Raw genomic sequence first — 17,655 nt, 5'->3', positions numbered from 1 at the left:
CGGAGCGGTGTTGCCTGATCACGAACGCCTTGTGACCGATGGGTTAAGTGTGCATCTAGTCGCCTATCATCTATTTTTGGCCGGTTGGCCAGAGTGTTCGAGCCATGCCCGGTGAGGCTTCACGCAGCCGCCCGGCCCCAGGCGGCCTCCAGCCGTGCCGCCTGCCGCACCACCTGCGTCGATCCGCCACGCGCGGCGACTGCGCCGAGGCCGGCTATCGGCCCGGTCTTCGGCGGGCCACCGTGCTCCGCGCACTCCGCGGCCACGGCGAGCAGGTCGCTCAGTCCACGGGGAGCCCGCTCGCGGGACAGCAGCGCGGGCAGCACCGGGACCAGAACGGAGAGCACGGTCCGGTACGCGCCGGTGGCCGCGGCGGCAGCCGCCGAGCTCGCCAGCCGTCCGGGTTTCACCAGCTCCCGGTCGATGAGCACGGTCAGCTCCTTGCCGAGCAGCGCCGCATCCAGGCGGCCCCGGGCGGCGAGGAGCAGCAGGGCGTCCACCGCCGACAGCCGGTCCTCCGGGTAGCGGGCCCCGAGACCGTAGGCCAGCGCGAGATGAATGGCGCCGGCAGCGGGTCCTCCGGTCTCGACGAGAGCCGGCAGGGGCCAGGCACCCCCGCGCTGTTCCTCGACGCACGTGGTGACGGAAGGCAGCAGCCACGCCGCCAGTGTCTCGCCGTCCTCCGGCAGTGCGGCCATCCACTGCGGGGCGCTGGTCCCCCAGTGGTAGCAGCGCTGCTGCACGGGGGAGTGCGGTCGCCCGAGCCAGTGGAAGGCGCGGGGGAACTCCTGCTGGATGACCAGGCGTTCCCTGGTGGCCAGGAGGATGCGCCGCGCTCCCGCCGCCGACTGCTGGAACCAGCCCCCGGGCGTGGGTACTTCCGCCTCCACGTGGCCGCGGAGCACCGGTGCCACCGGTTCGTCCGCCCGGATCCACGCGGCCAGCCGGTCGCCCTCCACGGTGCCGAGCCCTGCGGCCTGATCGGCGGCCTCGTGACCGTCGCTTCGCCGGACGCGCAGCAGGGCCTGAGAGAAGTCGGCGGGCCCCGGCTCGATCCCCAGCTCCTGATAGCGGCGCAGCCGGCCGACCAGCTCCACCGGGTCCAGGGACCCGGTGTGCCAGGTGGGCGTGGCCAGCAGGAAGGGCAGTTCCCCGGTCCGTACCGCGGCGGCTGCCTCCCACAGCCGTGCGTACATCACGCCGTCGAGGGCGGCGTGGAAGCAGGTGCCCGTTCCCGTCCACCGGGCCCGGCCCTGGGCTATCGCCCGTTCGGAGATCCGTCCGAGGAGCGACGCGGCGACGAGGTGCCGGCCGTCGTGGTTCCTGCTGAACCGCCGGTCGATCTCGTCCTGCTCACCGGCCCCCGCCCACCACTGCCCGGCGAGCGCCGGGCGCAGGGCTTCGGTCAGGGCCGTCCGGTCCGTGTGGGCGCACCGGATCAGTCCGTCCAGAGTCCGTTCGAAGTCGGTGACCTCCCAGGACCCGGACCGCGCCAGGGCCACCACGTCCTCGACGAGCTCGGCCGTGTCCTCCGGCGCCGGGGCGAGACGCCGTGGGACGGGGGCCGGAGGCAGGATCTCCTCGTAGGCGTCGTCGGCCGGCTCCGCGTCGAGCAGATCACCGAACACCGAGAGGGCCGCGGCGCGGTGCACCGGCCCCAACTGCGCAGCCATGTCCGCCAGTTCCTGGTGAACGGCGGGTGGGGCCGAGGGAAGGTGGCGGGCGGTGAGCTTGAGCGCGCGCTCCTCGATCCCGATGTCCGGGTGCCCGAACGCCTCGGCGACCACGGGCAGCAGCTGTCCGGCCACCGACTTGTCGCGGCGCAGCACCTTGCCCAGCAGCACCAGTTGGGAAGTCACCAGCTTCTTCTCCGTGCGGAAGAGCACCGCACCCGAGACATCGGCCAGCTGAGCCACGGACAGCCTGTCGTGACCGTCCAGCCGGGCGAGCACCTCCTGTGCGTGTCCGGCCACCGGCGACGGGCCGTCCGCGGCCATGGCGATCCAGTCCGCGACCCGCTCGGCCTCCTCCTGGACCGTGGGTTCGAGACCACGCATCAGCAACAGGCAGAAGCGCAGGTCGGCGGTCTTCCCGCCGCGCAGCAGTCGGGTGGTGCAGCGGTCGAGGAGAAGGGTCCGGTCCAGCAGGCCCTCTGCGGCGAGGGCCGTCAGCGCGGACGGCCAGTGGGCACCCTGGTCCGCATCGCTGCTCCAGGCCACCGGCACGGGCAGCTCAGGCATGTCCATGAGGTGCGGCGCCAGTACGTCGAGGTGCGGTTCGGTGCGCAGGATGTCGGTCAACGGCGGGTGCGGACGCTGCTGCCATCGCGACCTGCCGACGCGCTCCGCCCAGCCACGGACGATGCCGTCGGAGACGGGCAGCGGGCAGTCCGCCATCCGGACCAGTTCAAGCACGAGCCGGTACTCCGCCTCGGACTCGATTGAGCGGGCAGCCAGCCGTCGGGCGAGGTCGGCGAGCCAGGCCGGATCGCGGTCGGCCAGCACTTCCAGCACCCACGGGTAGGGGGAACGCGGCCACTCGCGCAGCTCCCGGGCCCCGATCCAGGTCGCGCAGCCCGCGGCCCCGGTGTGGCAGCCCGCACCGGCCACCAGCAGGGCCTTCTGAGCCCTGGTGCGCTCGCGCCACTCCCACTCCCGCGCCTCCTTGCGTATCACCTTCAACTCGGCCAGTGCCAGCCTGCGTTCGGGCCGGTCAAGCGGGGCGAGCAGGGCGGGAACGTCGCGATGGCGGCCTTCGCGCACGGCGATGAGCAGCTCTTTCATCGCGCACCTGCGGTGACCGTCGCGCCCCGGCGGGTCATCCGGACCGCCAGTGCGTGTTTGCAGGGGCCGCGCCGGCCCCGGTAGTCGGCCCACCACTGGCAGGTGCAGCTCAGCGCACCGGCTTTCTCGCGGACCTGGTAGCGGTTGTCGCCCGAGGCCACGGCCGCCAGGTCGCCGTCGAGGACGACCGAACCGGACTCGGCGAGCTGCCGGGCGGCCACCAGCCGCGGATTGTGCCGTTCGGCCCGGTCCGCGTCGTACGGCAGTTCGCGGTGGAAGTAGGCCGCGTCCGCGAGGTCGTACCCCACGCGGCCCGCCGTACCCAGCCGGACGAGCGCCGCCCGCACCCGTTCCACCGGCAGGCCCGACTGCTCGGCCAGGTCGGCCGGCTCGATCCGGGGCTCCCAGGCCAGGAGCACGGAGATGAGCTCGGCGTCGGCCGCGGCGTCATCGGTGGCGAGCGCCTCCAGCACTCCGCCCTCGCCCGAGAAGCCGCGGGAGGCCTCGGGCGACAGCGTCAGGGTGAGCCGCATCCCTGGGAGCACCACCTCCCAGGCACTCGCGGCGGCGGCGCCGTCGGCCACCGGGCCGTACACGCGCAGCGCCGTCGCGTGCCGAAGAACCCGCTGGAGCGAGACGAGCCGCTGCGGCCCCGGCAGACAGACGGCCCCCGCCACCGGCCTCGTCGTCGGCCGCAGGGTCTTCCCGGCGGGAATCACCCACTGGGCGCCTCGCGACGCGTGGCCAGAGGAGCGGGGCAGCGACCGCAGGAACCGGACGGCCTCCGCCGCCGGGAGCTCGGCCCGCAGATCGAAAGCGGCGGATGCCACCTGCGCCTCTGCGAAGCCCCGCAGCCACCGGTCAGGCAACGGAACCTTCTTCTCCACGACGGGGCCCTCCAGGGTGGTGACCGCCATCTCCTGCGGTCCCACCCGCAGATGCAGCGGATCGTCACCAGCTATCCGTGAAAGCGCCTCGCGCAGTGGATTGTTCACATCCACATTGGTCGTGCCGTGACCCGTCCGGGCCCCGTCCAGGCCCTCCCGCAGTACGTCCAGCCGCGCGTACACCCCGCAGCAGCCGGAGAACGATTCAAAGCGCAGCCGGTCGCCGTTTCCCGTCACCACCGGGTCGAGCGAGGACAGCAGCGTCCGCTGGTAGTAGCGCGCGGCCGCCACGTCCGCCACCGCGAGCAGCCCGCGGGCCGCGACCTGGGGAGAGGTGAGGAAGCCCTCGAAGAACCGGGGATGGGGCTCGGCGCCGCGCGGCGTGAGCCCGCCCGCTGTCTCCAGGCCGAGCAACTGCCCGGCCTGCGAGGACTTCAGGAGGGAGGGACGTGAGTAGGCCAGCGCCTGAACGGATCGGGTCATGAAGAAAACGTTAGAACCCACCACTGACAATCGGGCCTGGGCGCTTTCGGGAGGCCGGGGTGCGGAGCTCCCGCCCCACCCCGCCCCTGAGCCGGTCAGGCCTTCCCGCTCACTGCCCCACTCGCCCCGGCTGCAGCACCTTGCTGAACAGCACGGCGCCGCCCTGCGCCCGCAGCCGGACCGTCAGTTCGCCACTGTTCCCGTCGATATCGACCTCGCCGAAGAGGGGCGGGGTCTCCATCGGTGACAAATTCGCCCGATCGGGGGCCTGAACGAACACCTGATCGGGTCCGAATGTGCTGTCGAGCGGATTGGAAGGAAACTGCCCGGCGGCCAACGGGCCCGTCACGAACTCCCAGAAGGGCGCGAAGTCCTTGAACGCCGCCCGCTCGGGGGCGTAGTGCTGGGCCGAGGTGTAGTGCACGTCGGCCGTCAGCCAGACCGTGCCGGTGATCCGGTGGTGCTTGATGTACCGCAGCAGTTCGGCGATCTGCAGTTCGCGGCCGAGGGGCGCCCCGGGATCGCCCTGTGCCACCGCCTCGTAGTCCGTCGTGCCGTCCGCCACGACCAGGCCGAGCGGCATGTCCGCGGCGATCACCTTCCACACGGCCCGGGACCGGGAGAGTTCGCGCTCAAGCCAGGCCAACTGCGCGGAGCCGAGGATTCCGGTGGTGTCGTCGGGCTGCCGGCCGGGGGAGTTGGCGTTGCGGAAGGACCGCATGTCCAGGACGAACACATCGAGCAGCGGACCGTGCCGCACCACCCGGTGCACCCTGTCGGTACCCGACTGCTGGTGCAGCGTGGACACCGGGAAGTACTCGCGGAAGGCGCGCGTCGAGCGGGCCGCGAGCACGTCCACGTTCTTCTCGGTGTACCGGTCGTCGTCGAGGATCTGCCCGGGGTACCAGTTGTTGCGCACCTCGTGGTCGTCCCACTGGATGATCGAGGGCACCTGTGCGTTGAACGCCCTGAGGTTCTCGTCCAGGAGGTTGTAGCGGAAGTTGCCCCGGTACTCGGCCAGGGTCTCGGCGACCTTCGCCTTCTCGTCGGTGGTGATGTTGTGCCAGACACGGCCGTCGGGCAGCGGCACCCTGGGCTCGATCACCCCGTCCGCGTAGATGTTGTCGCCGCTGCAGAGGAAGAAGTCCGGGTCGAGGCGGCGCATTTCGTCGTACACCCGGTATCCGCCGATGTCCGGGTTGATGCCCCAGCCCTGTCCCGCGATGTCCCCGGACCACAGGAACCGCACTCCGTCCCGGCGTCGCGCCGGCGCGGTGCGGAAGGTCCCGTACACCGGTTCACCGGTGCGGCGGGGGTCGTCCGGGGCCGCGAGCGTCACCCGGTAGTGCACCTGCTCGCCCGGCGGCAGACCGTAGAGCGGTGTCGTCCCGGTGAAGTCCGTGCCGGGACCGAGCAGCGGACCGTGCCAGCGGCGCGGGCGCCGGAACGACTCGGTCGCCGAGGTCTCCACCACCATCCGGGCCGGACGGTCGGAACGCACCCACACGAGCGCGGAGGAGGCCGTGACATCGCCCACCTGCACACCCCAGGCCGCGTCCGGCCGGCCCGACCGTGCGAAGGCGGGGGCCGCCGCGCCCACCGCCGGAAGGGTGAACGCGGCCGAGGCGGCGAGTGAACCGCGCAGCACGGTACGGCGGTCGGGGGACGGAATTCGCGGACGGTACGGCATCGAAGCGCCTCCGGGGCAGTGGGTGGGGCGAGCGGTCCTGATCGACCGGGCCACCCTCGCGCCCGACGGAGACGGGCACACCAACGCCAGGTGAATACCCGGCCCCCGGCGTCATCGACGCCGATCAGTGAAGACCCTGACGGGCCTCGGACAGCAACCGCACACCACGCGCGATGTCCGCGGGCGCCAGGTGCGCGTACCCCATCACCAGGTTCACGGAGCGGTCCGCGGGACGCACGGTTCCGCAGTCGCTCATCAGCCGCAGCGCGATCCCGGCACCGGCGGCACGGGCGGCGAAACCGGCCTCGGGACCGTACCGTTCGGGCAGCCGGGCGATGATGTGGAGTCCCGCGGCGATACCGCTGACCTCGGTACCTGGGAAGTGCTCGGCCAGTGCGGCGGTCAGGACGTCGCGGCGCTCCCGGTAGGCGCGCTGGCAGCGTCGCAGCTGACGGTCGTAGCCGCCCCGGGTGATGAAGTCGGCGAGTACCGCCTGGTCGACGGCAGGGTTACCGAGATCCATCGTGCGTTTGCGGTCGACGATCTCGTCCGTCATCGACGCCGGTGCCAGCAGCCACCCCAGCCGCAGACCGGGTGCCAGCGACTTGCTCACCGACCCGGTGTACGCCACGTGCTCCGGATCCAGACCCTGCAGGGCGCCCACGGGCGCCCGGTCGTAGCGGAAGTCACCGTCGTAGTCGTCCTCCATGATCACCCCGTCTACGCTCCTGGCCCAGTCCAGGAGCAGACTGCGGCGGGCGGCGGAGTACGCGATTCCGGTGGGGAACTGATGGGCCGGGGTGGTCATCACGGCACGGACCCCGGAGCGCGCGAGCGGCTCGGTGGCCAGCCCTTCGTCATCGAGAGGCAGCCGGGAAGTGGCCAGCCCCGTCGAGGCGAAGAGCAAGGCGTGCTCGGGGCTCCCGGGATCCTCGACGCCGACCGTGCGCATCCCGCGTTCCCGCAGCACGAATCCGAGCAGGGTGGTCGCCTGCGCCACGCCCGAACAGACCAGCACCCGCTCCGGATCGGCCACCACCCCGCGACGCCTCGTCAGCAGGGACGCGAGCGCGATCCGCAGCTCGGGCAGCCCTCGCGGATCGGGATAGCCCAGGGCGCTGTGCGGCAGCCTGCCGAGCACCGAACGGTGCGTGGCGGCCCAGGCGGTGCGCGGAAAGAGCGAGAGGTCAGGGGTGCCGGGCCGGAAGTCGACGAGCGTGCCGGGGGCGCGCGGGGCGAGATCGTGGGCCCGGTCCGCCGCCGCCCGCACCGATCCGCTCACCCATGTTCCCGCCCCGCGCCCGCTGTGCAGATAGCTCTCGGCGGTCAGCTGCTCGTACGCCTCGGTGACCAGACCGCGGGAGAGTCCGAGGTCGGCGGCGAGTTCACGACTGGACGGAAGCCGTGTCCCCGGCGTCAGCCTGCCGGACCGGACCGCCTCGCGCAGTGCCGACTGGAGGGCGCGACCGCGCCCGCGGGCCGGGGCGGACGCTGCCGGAAGCAGCAGCTCCCATGCGGCGGAGACGGGTTCCCGGTCGCTGCCGCCGCTGTCCGGTGCTGGATTGGTCCCCGAAGACGTCATGGAAGTGGACCTTAAACCGGACCGCCCGGCTGCCTAGCGTCGGTGCCATGAACGTGACCTACCTGCGCGGGGCCCTTCTCGCCGCCATCGCCTGCACCCTCGTGGGTGCTTCCTTCACCGCCAACAGTGTCCTCGGCGACTACCCGTACGCGGGTGGCCAGGCGCTCCGCTACGGACTGGCCGGCCTGCTGCTCCTGCCTCTTCTGCGGCGGGGTGGAGCGCCTCCGCCCACTGCTGTGCTGCGCACGCTCAGCGGCCGGCAGTGGGCGCGGCTGGCACTGCTCGCGGCTGTCGGGATGGTCGGCTTCAACCTGGCCGTCCTGGCCGCCGAGCGGAGTGCGGAACCTGCCGTTCCGGGAGTCTTCGTCGGGTGCGCCCCGATCCTCGTCGCGGTGCTCGTTCCGCTGCTGGACGGGCGCCGTCCGGCCCGCACGGTGCTCTACGCCGCCGCGCTGGTCGCCGCGGGTGCCTTCACGGTCCAGGGCTGGGGCCGCACCGACACGGCGGGCATGGTCTGTTCCGTCGGTGCGCTCGCCGGTGAGGTGGGCTTCGCCGTCATCGCCGTTCCCGTACTGCGTCCGCTCGGCCCGAAACTGCTCTCCGCCACGGTCTGTGTGATCGCCGCCGCGGAGTCGGCAGCACTGGGGCTGATGCTGGACGGCGGCGGTTTCCTGCGAGTGCCCTCACCCGGCGAGACGGCGGCATTGCTCTGGCAGGCCGCCGTGGTCACGGTCGTCGGATTCGTCTGCTGGTACATGGGCATGCAGCGCATCGGCGCCGAGCGCGCCACGCTCTTCTCCGGTCTGATCCCGGTCTCCGCCGCGCTCACCGCCCCGCTGGTCGGCACCGGTTCGTACGGTGTCGCGCAGGCCGCGGGCAGTTGTCTGGTCGGGCTGGGAGTGGCGCTCGGGTCGGGCGTTCTGCACCGGCACCGGTCCGGGACGGATTCAGCGGCTGGTGTCGAGAATGACCCGTGCGACGAGAGCCGGGTCGTCGTTCATCGGGACATGGCCGCAGCCGGGCAGCCGGACCAGCCGGGCGCCGGGGACGGTGTGCTTGGCCCGGATGCCCTGGCGGCGCAGCAACAACCGGTCGCTGCTGCCCCAGGCGATGGTCACCGGTAGCTCCGGCACATCGTCGGTGAACAGGACTTCGCGTCCGGCGGCCAGCGTCTCGCGGAACCCGGTCGCCTCGCGCAGCGCGACCGTCTCCAGAACCGCGGCCTCCGGTGAACGGCGGCCGGGCCGGGCATAGATGGTGCTGGTCAGGACGGTGCGGCCGGCCGGGGTGTGGGAGAGCCGCTCTATGAGCGGCAGCGGCATCGAACCGGCGGCCAGCCGCATGGCACGCAAGGTGCCGAACGCGTAGCGCCGCTCGCGCGCGGTCCAGAATCCGGCGGGCGAGAGCGCCGTCACCGAGCGTACGAGCCTCTCGCGCCCGAGCTCCAGCGCCAGCAGACCACCGAGCGAGTTGCCCGCCACATGGGGGCGGTCCAGGCCCAGCGCCTCGCAGAAGTTTCCGAGCAGCGGTGCCATGGACGCAAGGTCGTACGAGACACCGTCGGGCAGCGCGGGGGAGGCACCGAAGCCGGGCAGGTCGACGGCTATCACGTCCCGCTCCACGGCGAGGACGGGGACCACCGGGTCCCAGGCCTGGCGGTGGTGGCCGATGCCGTGGAGCAGCAGCAACGGCTCCCCGGCACCCGTCCGCTCGTACGCGAGGGACACGGTCCGCGGCCCCCGGGGTGACTCGACGGTGAACGAGACCGTGGCTGCCATGGAGATGCTCCCGGTTGTTCCGGCACGGGACGGCCGTGCCTGCAGACGACTTAGACGATGCGTCAACAACAATTACCGCCAGGTAGCTTCGAGTTCAAGGGGTCCGGTCGATTCGAACTGGACACGGTGCGGCGGGTCGGCTGGGATGGGGCGGTGACAGCCGACACCGTGACCGACGTCTTCGAAGAGCACCGGCCCGTACTCACCGGTGTGGCCTACCGCATGCTCGGCCGGATCGCCGACGCGGAGGACGTGGTCCAGGAGGCGTGGCTGCGGTGGTCGTCCGCGGTGCGGGAGGACGTGCGCGAACCGCGCGCCTTCCTCGTGACGATCGTCACCCGCCTCGCCATCGACCGACTGCGCCAGCTCCGGACGCGGCGTGAGGCGTACGTCGGTCCCTGGCTGCCGGAACCCCTTCTCACCGACTTCGGCCCCGCCGCGCCCGGCACCGCGGAGCAGGCCGTGCTCGCCGACTCCGTCTCGGTCGCGGTGCTCGTCGTCCTCGAATCGCTGTCCCCGCTGGAGCGTGCCGTCTTCGTCCTGCGCGAGGCCTTTTGCTTTCCGTACGGCGATATCGCCAGGACGCTCGACCGGACCGAAGCCGCCGTCCGTCAGCTCGCCGGGCGCGCCCGGCGCCATGTGGAGGAGCGCAAGCCGCGCTACGACGTCGATCCCGTGCGCCGCCGTGACCTCACGGAACGCTTTCTCGCGGCGGCCGCGGGCGGTGACCTCGAGGAGCTGCTCGCGCTCCTCGCGCCCGACGTGCGGCTCGTCGGTGACAGTGGCGGGAAGTCGAAGGCGCCGCTGCGGATCCTGGAGAGTGCGGACAAGGTCGCCCGCTTCCTTCACGCGATCGCCCAGGGGCTGGTCCCGGATCTGGAGGCCCGCAGCCTGGAGCTGAACGGTGGTCCGGCGCTGCTGGTTCTCATCGGCGGAAAGCCGGATTCGGTCATGCAGGTCGATGTGCGGGGCGGACTGATCCAATGTGTGTACATCGTTCGCAATCCTGACAAACTCACCATTTTCGGTGACGCGTAGCCGACCGGTTCTGCCGGCCGCCTCAACCGGCACATCCCCTTCCGGCCGCCTCGGCCGACAACCGCCCGCATCGCTCCCTAAGCCCCACGAACCTGCCCGGACGTGGGGCTTTGTGCTGCGCGACGCGCACCGGTCCACGAACGTCCTGTGAACGCTCTGCGGCAGAGGCCCGTTTCACAGCGTTACCGGCTAAGGATTGGTCTTGACCAAGGGGGTGTGCCGTCCTATGGTCGCAACGTTAAGACAGGAACCTTTAATAAATAACGTCGCGGAAAAGCCGTTGGGCGATTGCGGAGGACAAGGGTGGGGACCACGCAGCTGGAATCGGTACCGGAGCCGAAGTACTGGCACCTCAAGACCGTGCTCAGTGAGGCACTCGACTCGGACTTTGCGGTGGGGGAGATCCTTCCCAACGAGCGGGAGCTCGCCGCCCGGTTCGGCGTCGCCCGTGCCACGCTCCGGCAGGCACTGGAGCAGCTCGAACTCGAAGGCAGACTGCAGCGCCGCCGGGGGGTCGGGACCACGGTCGCGCCGCCGCGCGTGGGCGTGGCCGTCTCCACCGCTCAGCACGACTGGACCGGAGGCGGCGCGGGCGAGGCGTGGCAGTCGGTGGACTGCCAGTCCGCGGCCGCACCTGCGGCGGTGGCCGGTGCGCTCGACGTGGGGAGCGACGAGCCCGTCCACATCGTGCGCCGGATCCGCGCCTCCCACGGGCAGGCCGTCGCGGCGGAGCTACTGTACGTGCCGTCGTCCTCGGTCCCCGAACTGTCCGCCATAGACAGTCCCTCCGGCACCGCCAGGGCCCGCAACGTCGTGCGTGAACTGCACCGGCTCGAGCTCGACGGCCAGGACCGTTCGGTGGAGCTCGGTTCTGCCCGCGCGGACGATGCCAAGGAGCTCGACCGGCTTCCCGGGGCTCCCGTCCTCGTCGTCACCACCCGGTACCTCGCCGCAGGCGGCACGGCTGCCGTTTCCATCGCGACCTACCGGGCCGACACCTGCCGGCTCACCTTCGGCGACTCGGGCGACGTGGAGATCAGCCACCACGAGCAGGAGCGCCAGGCGTCCTGACGAGCTGCCTCCCGGTCACCCGCCAGGATCCGCACTGTTCCGGCCCGTCGCACTCAGCGGCGGGCCGTCACCGTTCCCTCCACCGCGAAGAGCTGCTCCTCGACGTGGTCGAGTGCCAGCCGCAGCGCACCCGTGGCCACAGCGGCTTCGCCGAGCAGCGACAGCGCCACCCGCGGGGGCCGGAGGCAGTAGCGCGCCAGCTCACCGCGGAGCGGGTCCAGTACTCCGTCCAGTCCGGCTGCCCACCCCCCGACGACCACCAGCTCGGGATCGAGCGCCAGCACCAGCGCCGCCACATCGTGGACCAGCCGCTGAATGAACCGCTCGACCGCCGCCTGCGCCTGCTCGTCGCCGTGCCGCGCCTTCGCGAACACGGCGGCCACCGCATGCTCGTCAAGCGGGTCCAGCGGCGTGTCCGTCGTGGACAGCAGCCTCTCCGGCGTGACGTCACGGCCTAGGAGGTGCAGCGCACCGATCTCGCCCGCCGCACCGCCGAAACCGCGGTGCAGCCGTCCCCCGATCAGGGAACCCGCTCCCGGACTCAGCCCCGCCAGCACGAACACGATGTCGTCGGACTCCGTGGCCGCGCCCTTCCAGTGCTCCGCGACGGCTGCGGCGTTCGCATCGTTCTCCACGAGAACTGGGCAGCGGAAGGAGCGTCGCAGTCGTTCACCGAGCGCCAGGCCGGTCCAGTCCGGCAGTGCGGTGCCCAGCCGGACGGTGCCGTCGGCCTCCACGATGCCCGGACTGCCGACCCCGACCGCCCGCAGGCTGCTGCGGGCCACGCCCGTCCGCCGCAGGACTTCGGCGACCACGGTCCGCACCTTGTCGAGACGGTCGTCGGCGCAGGCGGTCTCCGACACCTCACGTGAACCGGCGCCGATGATCCGGCCGTCCAGACCTGACAGCAGCGCCGAGACCCGGTGCGGCCCGATCTCGATGCCCAGCAGGTGTCCTGCCTCGGCACGGAACCGGAACCGGCGGGCCGGACGGCCCTGCCGTCGTGCCTCAGCACCGTCGGGCGCCGACTCGACGACCAGGCCGGCTTCGAAGAGCCCCTCGACGACACCTTCGACCGTCGGCCGCGACAGACCGGTGATCCGGGTCAGGTCCGTGAGGGTCGGGGAGCCGGCGCCCCTGAGGGCGTGCAGCACTACCGCGGAATTGATCCGACGCAGCAACGACGGGTCCCCACCGGTCAGCCGGCCCACGGTGTGTCCTCCCAGCTCGTGCGCATGTCAGGCGGATCGTACTCGTTGCTCAGGGGCAGGGCGACCGCGGGACGCAACGCGGTCCGGGAAGAACCGGAATCAGCTGGGGTTCAACTGGGGGTGACGAATCCCGACTCGTACGCCGCGATGACCGCCTGGGTGCGGTCCCGGGCGCCCAACTTCGCCAGCACGCCGCTGACATGGGTCTTCACCGTCTCCACACCCACCACGAGCTTCGCGGCGATCTCGGCGTTGGACAGCCCCCGCGCCATCAGCCGCAGCACCGCGGCCTCGCGCTCGGTGAGCGAAGCCTGGTCCATGGCCTTCCGCGCCTTGCTCGTACCGTATTGGGCGGCGAGCTGCCGGACTGCCGCCGGGAACAACAGGGACTCGCCCTCCGCCACCAGCCGCACCGCATGAACGATCTCCGCGGGCCGGGCCCGCTTGAGGAGGAACCCGTCCGCCCCCGCGCGGAGCGCCTCGTACACGTACTCGTCGTTCTCGAACGTCGTCACCACCAGGATCTTCGGCGGATCGGGCACCGTGCGCAGCACCACCCGGGTCGCTTCGATCCCGTCCATCAGCGGCATGCGGACGTCCATCGCGACGACGTCGGGGCGCAGCCGACGCACCAGCGGCATCACCGCGGCTCCGTCCCCCGCCTCACCGACGACCTCGATATCGGGCTGGGCCTCCAGGACTGCTCGCAGACCTGCGCGGACCAGGGGTTCGTCGTCGACCAGAAGAACGGTAACCGGCATCCGGTCAGCGTATGCGGTCCAGCGGAAGGCTCGCGTGCACCATCCATTCCCCTCCGTACAGGCCGGTCTTGGCGTTTCCGCCCAGCAGGGCGGCTCTCTCACGGATGCCCCGCAGCCCGCTTCCACCTCCGGGTGTACTGGTCGAACCCGTGAACGGGTTGGTCACCTCCAACTCCAGCCTTCCCTCCGCGACGGTGATACGGACCCGGACGGGGACGGTCCCCGAGTGCCGCAGGGCATTGGTGAGGGATTCCTGAAGGATGCGGTACCCCTCACGGGACACCGACCCCGGTACTTGCTCCAGCGGACCGGACACCTCGGCATCGACCGTGGCCCCGGCCCCCCGGGCGGAGTCCAGCAACCGAGCCGCCTCGCTCAGCGACGGCCGTTGCCCTGGAGGCTTACCTGACTCGCGCAGCACCCTCAGTACCCGCTCCAGGTCTTCGAGCGCGTCACGGCCGGTCTCCTCGATCGCCACCAGAGCCCGTTCGGTGAACTCGGGGTCGCCCGCCGCCCTTGCGGCACCCGCCTGCACCACGGCCACTGTGAGGGCATGCCCGATCGAGTCGTGCAGCTCCCGCGCGATCCGATTGCGTTCGAGGAGCTGCTCGGTGCGCTCCTCCAGCACTGTCAGCCGCTGGGCCGGTGTCGGGCCGAGCAGCCAACGGGCGGCCGCGGTGATCAGCTCCCCGCAGCCCACGATCACGGCGAGCATGAAGAGCAGGGGAACAGGAGCGAGAATCGCAGCCCACCAGTGCGCTTCGAGTCCGCCGGCAAGCCATTCGTCGCTCGGTCTCGAACCCAGGGCCGAGGAGCGGACGAGGTCGAACGTCGTGGCCGGCAGCCACACCGTGGCAAGGCCGGCCAGGCCCGCGCACAGCAGCCGGACCTCCAGCCAGAGCGCGGTCCGCCAGCGCTCGGACCAGGAGGTGGACGGTGCCACCGAGATGGTCGCGTCGGGGTCGCCACGCTCCGCGGGCGTGAGCAGCAGTTGCGCCTGGAACCCTTCGGCGAGCCGCATGCCGGGTATCAGGCCGACGAGCGCCGCGAGGACGACGGGCACCCACGGGGTGTCCATCGAGATGAACAGCCACACGCTCACGACGGCTGACGGCATGAGCAGATGCAGCCAGCGGGTGTAGGTGACCTGCGCGGCCAACGGGTGGAGGAAGCGGAACATGCCGCCCATCGTGCCAGCGCGCTCGGGTGCGGCGGCTCCCCCGAGCGAGGGAGACGATCCACCCCGCCGGGGGAGGACCGTCGCCGGCGGGGCCGCCAGGCTGAGGACATGACCAGCATCGATGTCCACGAGCTCACGAAGGACTACGGCGCGACCCGCGCTGTGGACCACCTCACCTTCAGCGTGCGGCCCGGCCGGGTCACCGGATTCCTCGGGCCCAACGGGGCAGGCAAGTCCACCACCATGCGGCTGGTCCTCGGGCTGCACCGGCCCACAGGGGGTACCGCCACCATCGGCGGGCAGGTGTACGCGGCTCTGGACGAGCCGCTGCGCCGCATCGGGGTACTCCTCGATCCACAGGCCGCTCACGGATCGCGGACGGCTCGCAACCACCTGCTCACGCTCACGACGAGCAACGGCATCGGCCCCCGGAGGGTCGACGAGGTGCTGGAGGAGGCTGGCCTCGCCCAGGTCGGCGGACGTCGGATCAAGACGTTCTCTCTCGGCATGCGCCAGCGTCTCGGTATAGCGGCGGCGCTGCTCGGTGAACCGGAGGTGGTCATGCTGGACGAGCCGTCGAACGGGCTGGATCCGGAGGGCATCGTCTGGATCCGGGAACTGATGAAGCGGCTCGCCCAAGAAGGTCGCACGGTGCTCGTCTCCAGTCACCTGATGAACGAGACGTCGTCGTTCGCCGACCACTTGATCGTGCTCGGGCGGGGACGGCTCCTCATCGATCTGCCGATGCGGGACTTCCTCGACTCCCGCAGTCGGCCCAGGGTGCGGATACGCACGACCGAACCCTCCCGGCTCGGTGAGGTTCTGACGCGCACGGGCTACCGGACCACGCAGGGCGACGACGGGCGTTGGACCGTCGACGGCGCGAAGGCGGAGGAGATCGGAGCGATGGCGGCCAGAGAGGGCATCGCGGTCCTTGAGCTCATCGACGAGCAGGCCACGTTGGAACAGGCCTACCTCGACCTCACCGCCGGTGCCGCGGAATTCGCTTCCGCCGCTGTCCCGCCCACCACCCGTCAGGAGGCCTGACGATGTCGACAACAGCAGTCCTGCGCTCCGAGTGGATCAAGATCAGATCGGTGCGCTCCATCTTGGGATCCCTGATCGCCGTCTTCCTCGTCACCATGGTCGTCACGGTGCTCACCTTCGCCACGGTCGGCCAGGCCGAGGCGGACAATGCGGACGCTGAACTCGTCTTCGGCGCGTTCTACGCGCTGAACTTCGGCCAGATCGCAGCCATCAGCTTCGGCGCGACTGCGATTTCGTCCGAGTACCTCAATGGCGCGCTCAGTATGTCGCTCGCGGCCGTTCCGCGCCGCACCCACTTCTACATGATCAAGATGTCACTCGTCGGTGGAGCGGTGCTGACGGTAGGCCTCATCACCTCGTTCGGTTCGTTTCTGGTGGGGCAGCTGTTCATGGGGGAGTACGCCATCGGGCTGGGGGAACCAGGCGCTGTGCGAGCGGCGTTCGGGGGCGGAATATATCTGGCTCTGATGGCACTCTTCGCGGCGGGGGTAACGGTCTTGCTGCGCAGCGCGGTTGCCGTGCTCAGTCTGCTCATTCCTTCTATCCTGATCGTCTCGTTCGTGATCGGGGACATTGCAGGCAACGCGGCGGACTATCTGCCCGACAGGGCTGGACAGTTGGTGCTGCACCAGCACCCGGAAGGCAGCCTCGGACCCTGGGCAGGACTGGCCGTTACCGCGGCCTGGGCCGCGGCGGCGCTGTTGGCCGGGTGGTGGGCGCTGAGACGGCGCGACGCCTGAGCGGTGCTGTCCTGCCAGAACGGCAGGACGCTGCGGTGCCGGGGCGCGGAGATGTCGGGACACTGTGGCGCCGGGACGGGTGGTGTTGGGGTGCTGAGATGCCGGGACGAGGCGTCCTAAAACGGCTCAAAGCATGGGGCGGGGCTTCGGTTGTCAGTGGCGGGCGGTTTACTGACGGCATGACCACCGCACATCAGCTCCGCCTCATCGACGGGATGCGCGCCCGGGAGTTTCCCGTGGAGCGCGTCCGATCGGGCACGGGAGTCAGCGGGCCCGGCTATCACACCGCCTTCCTGCACGCGGACGACGATGCCTGGGACGAGGACGAGGCGGCGCGGCTGGAGCACCGGGCGCAGTGTCTCGCGGAGCACGACGCGTTGATCACCTTGCTCGGTGCGCGCTGGGGCGAGCCGCAGATGATCAGTCTGTGGAGCGCGCAGGAGCGCATGATGTCCGGCGAGGTGATACCCGATCCCTGGGCCGAGACAGCTGCGGGCTGCGAATACTTCCGGCTCTGGCGCATCGAGGAACGGTGGATCGCCCTGGGGCTCTGCCTGGAGGAGGACGGGCCCGGGTGCGAGCTGACCGTCGTAGTGACGGAGATAGACCCGCTGTGAGGCGTGTGGATCGCTTCAGGTGTGTGAGGGGAGGCCGGCGGTGCCTCTACTGAGCGCGTCGCCCCGGCTTGCCGCGCCCATCGAGCAAACGGTTCGGCGGCCGGGTCGGAGCGGCAGTCGGGTCCCGACTCCGGCAGCAGGGTCCTGGTAGGAGCAGCAGATTCCCTGTTTCGGCAGCCTGACTTCGGCGGTCAGGCGTCGGCAGTCGTCGGGCCCCGGCAGTCAGGCCCCGTCGGTGTCGGCGAGCGGGTCAGTGGCGACGGCCGTGCGGAGCCGCCCGTACTCCTCGGCCATCGTCTGAGTGGTCCAGTGGGCGTTGAGGCCGCTGGGGTTGGGCAGGGCCCAGACGTGCGATCCGCCGATCATCCGTTCCTGCGGTCCGATTTGGGCCCGGCGTTCACCGAATGCCGTCCGGTAGGCCGTGATGCCGACCACCGCCAGCCACTGCGGCCGCAGCCGTTCCACCTTCGCGGTGAGGATCTCTCCCCCCGCGCGGAACTCCTCGGCGGACAGCTCATCGGCTCGGGCCGTGGCTCTGGCGACCACGTTGGTGATGCCCAGCCGGTACTGGAGCAGCTCGGACTGTTCCGAGGGCCTCAACTGCCGCGATGTGAAACCCGAAAGATGGAGAACCGGCCAGAAGCGATTGCCGGGGAAAGCGAAGTGGTGGCCCGTGGCACCAGTCATCAGGCTCGGATTGATTCCGCAGAACAGCACGCGCAGACCGCCCGCGACCACATCGGGAACAGTGCGGTCACGGGCGGCCTGTAGCTCGTCGGGTGTCATC

The 17,655-nt window shown here is 71.0% G+C and carries 14 protein-coding genes and 1 pseudogene; 6 read left to right on the top strand and 9 right to left on the bottom strand.

The genetic code is table 11. The annotated features are described in order from the left end of the window. Positions 1–119: 119 nt before the first annotated feature. From ACIQM0_RS10585 to ACIQM0_RS10570, 4 genes are all read right to left on the bottom strand, one after another. Complete coding sequence (locus ACIQM0_RS10585; RefSeq protein WP_401285553.1) at positions 120–2,783, bottom strand: DUF6493 family protein; 2,664 nt, start codon at positions 2,781–2,783, stop codon at positions 120–122. Continuing rightward, positions 2,780–4,153, bottom strand: coding sequence for an SWIM zinc finger family protein (locus ACIQM0_RS10580; RefSeq protein WP_401285551.1), 1,374 nt, complete (start codon positions 4,151–4,153; stop codon positions 2,780–2,782). The genes ACIQM0_RS10585 and ACIQM0_RS10580 overlap by 4 nt, the downstream gene beginning before the upstream one ends. A gap of 109 nt (positions 4,154–4,262) precedes the next feature. Next, positions 4,263–5,843: an alkaline phosphatase D family protein gene (locus ACIQM0_RS10575; protein WP_401285549.1), complete on the bottom strand. Its 1,581-nt coding sequence runs from the start codon at positions 5,841–5,843 to the stop codon at positions 4,263–4,265. A 124-nt stretch (positions 5,844–5,967) separates the two neighbouring features. Then, positions 5,968–7,425 (bottom strand): PLP-dependent aminotransferase family protein, encoded by a 1,458-nt coding sequence (locus ACIQM0_RS10570; RefSeq protein ID WP_401285547.1) that lies wholly within the window; start codon positions 7,423–7,425, stop codon positions 5,968–5,970. Between ACIQM0_RS10570 and ACIQM0_RS10565 the strand changes: the two are divergent. Beyond that, positions 7,356–8,321: pseudogene (locus tag ACIQM0_RS10565) on the top strand (DMT family transporter); the annotation flags it as partial. The gene ACIQM0_RS10570 and the pseudogene ACIQM0_RS10565 sit on opposite strands and share 70 nt — an antisense overlap. A gap of 51 nt (positions 8,322–8,372) precedes the next feature. On the opposite strand, the gene ACIQM0_RS10560 reads toward ACIQM0_RS10565, so the two are convergent. Beyond that, entirely contained in the window at positions 8,373–9,203 is an 831-nt protein-coding gene (locus ACIQM0_RS10560) for an alpha/beta fold hydrolase (protein WP_401285545.1), read from the bottom strand. A 153-nt stretch (positions 9,204–9,356) separates the two neighbouring features. Between ACIQM0_RS10560 and ACIQM0_RS10555 the strand changes: the two genes are divergently transcribed. Beyond that, the gene (locus ACIQM0_RS10555; RefSeq protein ID WP_401285543.1) at positions 9,357–10,241 is read left to right on the top strand and encodes an RNA polymerase sigma-70 factor; all 885 of its coding nucleotides are present in this window, start codon (positions 9,357–9,359) and stop codon (positions 10,239–10,241) included. A gap of 303 nt (positions 10,242–10,544) precedes the next feature. Next, positions 10,545–11,312 carry a GntR family transcriptional regulator gene (locus tag ACIQM0_RS10550; RefSeq protein ID WP_401285541.1) on the top strand — a complete coding sequence of 256 codons (768 nt, stop codon included), beginning with the start codon at positions 10,545–10,547 and terminating at the stop codon, positions 11,310–11,312. Between the two features lie 53 nt (positions 11,313–11,365). Here the strand turns inward: ACIQM0_RS10550 and ACIQM0_RS10545 are convergent, their stop codons facing one another. From ACIQM0_RS10545 to ACIQM0_RS10535, 3 genes are all read right to left on the bottom strand, one after another. Continuing rightward, a complete protein-coding gene (locus ACIQM0_RS10545) occupies positions 11,366–12,523 on the bottom strand; it encodes an ROK family transcriptional regulator (RefSeq protein WP_363023645.1) in 1,158 nt (385 codons plus the stop codon). A 110-nt stretch (positions 12,524–12,633) separates the two neighbouring features. Further along, the gene (locus ACIQM0_RS10540) at positions 12,634–13,284 is read right to left on the bottom strand and encodes a response regulator (RefSeq protein ID WP_401285538.1); all 651 of its coding nucleotides are present in this window, start codon (positions 13,282–13,284) and stop codon (positions 12,634–12,636) included. Positions 13,285–13,288: 4 nt separating this feature from the next. Next, positions 13,289–14,464 carry a sensor histidine kinase gene (locus ACIQM0_RS10535; protein ID WP_401285536.1) on the bottom strand — a complete coding sequence of 392 codons (1,176 nt, stop codon included), beginning with the start codon at positions 14,462–14,464 and terminating at the stop codon, positions 13,289–13,291. Between the two features lie 108 nt (positions 14,465–14,572). On the opposite strand from ACIQM0_RS10535, the gene ACIQM0_RS10530 reads away from it, so the two are divergent. The 3 genes from ACIQM0_RS10530 to ACIQM0_RS10520 all read left to right on the top strand — a co-directional run bounded on the left by ACIQM0_RS10530 (position 14,573) and on the right by ACIQM0_RS10520 (position 16,868). Further along, the gene (locus tag ACIQM0_RS10530; RefSeq protein ID WP_401285534.1) at positions 14,573–15,511 is read left to right on the top strand and encodes an ATP-binding cassette domain-containing protein; all 939 of its coding nucleotides are present in this window, start codon (positions 14,573–14,575) and stop codon (positions 15,509–15,511) included. Between the two features lie 2 nt (positions 15,512–15,513). Then, on the top strand, positions 15,514–16,251 hold the full coding sequence (locus ACIQM0_RS10525) for an ABC transporter permease (RefSeq protein WP_401285532.1): 738 nt from the start codon (positions 15,514–15,516) through the stop codon (positions 16,249–16,251). Between the two features lie 179 nt (positions 16,252–16,430). Beyond that, a complete protein-coding gene (locus tag ACIQM0_RS10520; protein WP_401285530.1) occupies positions 16,431–16,868 on the top strand; it encodes a hypothetical protein in 438 nt (145 codons plus the stop codon). A 222-nt stretch (positions 16,869–17,090) separates the two neighbouring features. Here the strand turns inward: ACIQM0_RS10520 and mug are convergent, their stop codons facing one another. After that, positions 17,091–17,654, bottom strand: coding sequence for a G/U mismatch-specific DNA glycosylase (gene mug, locus ACIQM0_RS10515; RefSeq protein WP_401285528.1), 564 nt, complete (start codon positions 17,652–17,654; stop codon positions 17,091–17,093). Position 17,655: the final 1 nt, after the last annotated feature.

Source organism: Streptomyces sp. NPDC091387 (assembly GCF_044756945.1).
Taxonomy (GTDB): Bacteria; Actinomycetota; Actinomycetes; order Streptomycetales; family Streptomycetaceae; genus Streptomyces.
This window is presented reverse-complemented; position numbering and strand designations above follow the sequence as displayed.

What these genes read in the sequence shown, in the direction of transcription:
- ACIQM0_RS10580 (WP_401285551.1), bottom strand. Translation starts at nt 4,153, where the DNA reads ATGACCCGATCCGTTCAGGCGCTGGCCTACTCACGTCCCTCCCTCCTG.
- ACIQM0_RS10585 (WP_401285553.1), bottom strand. Translation starts at nt 2,783, where the DNA reads ATGAAAGAGCTGCTCATCGCCGTGCGCGAAGGCCGCCATCGCGACGTT.
- ACIQM0_RS10560 (WP_401285545.1), bottom strand. Translation starts at nt 9,203, where the DNA reads ATGGCAGCCACGGTCTCGTTCACCGTCGAGTCACCCCGGGGGCCGCGG.
- ACIQM0_RS10530 (WP_401285534.1), top strand. Translation starts at nt 14,573, where the DNA reads ATGACCAGCATCGATGTCCACGAGCTCACGAAGGACTACGGCGCGACC.
- ACIQM0_RS10570 (WP_401285547.1), bottom strand. Translation starts at nt 7,425, where the DNA reads ATGACGTCTTCGGGGACCAATCCAGCACCGGACAGCGGCGGCAGCGAC.
- ACIQM0_RS10575 (WP_401285549.1), bottom strand. Translation starts at nt 5,843, where the DNA reads ATGCCGTACCGTCCGCGAATTCCGTCCCCCGACCGCCGTACCGTGCTG.
- ACIQM0_RS10540 (WP_401285538.1), bottom strand. Translation starts at nt 13,284, where the DNA reads ATGCCGGTTACCGTTCTTCTGGTCGACGACGAACCCCTGGTCCGCGCA.
- ACIQM0_RS10525 (WP_401285532.1), top strand. Translation starts at nt 15,514, where the DNA reads ATGTCGACAACAGCAGTCCTGCGCTCCGAGTGGATCAAGATCAGATCG.
- mug (WP_401285528.1), bottom strand. Translation starts at nt 17,654, where the DNA reads ATGACACCCGACGAGCTACAGGCCGCCCGTGACCGCACTGTTCCCGAT.
- ACIQM0_RS10520 (WP_401285530.1), top strand. Translation starts at nt 16,431, where the DNA reads ATGACCACCGCACATCAGCTCCGCCTCATCGACGGGATGCGCGCCCGG.
- ACIQM0_RS10535 (WP_401285536.1), bottom strand. Translation starts at nt 14,464, where the DNA reads ATGTTCCGCTTCCTCCACCCGTTGGCCGCGCAGGTCACCTACACCCGC.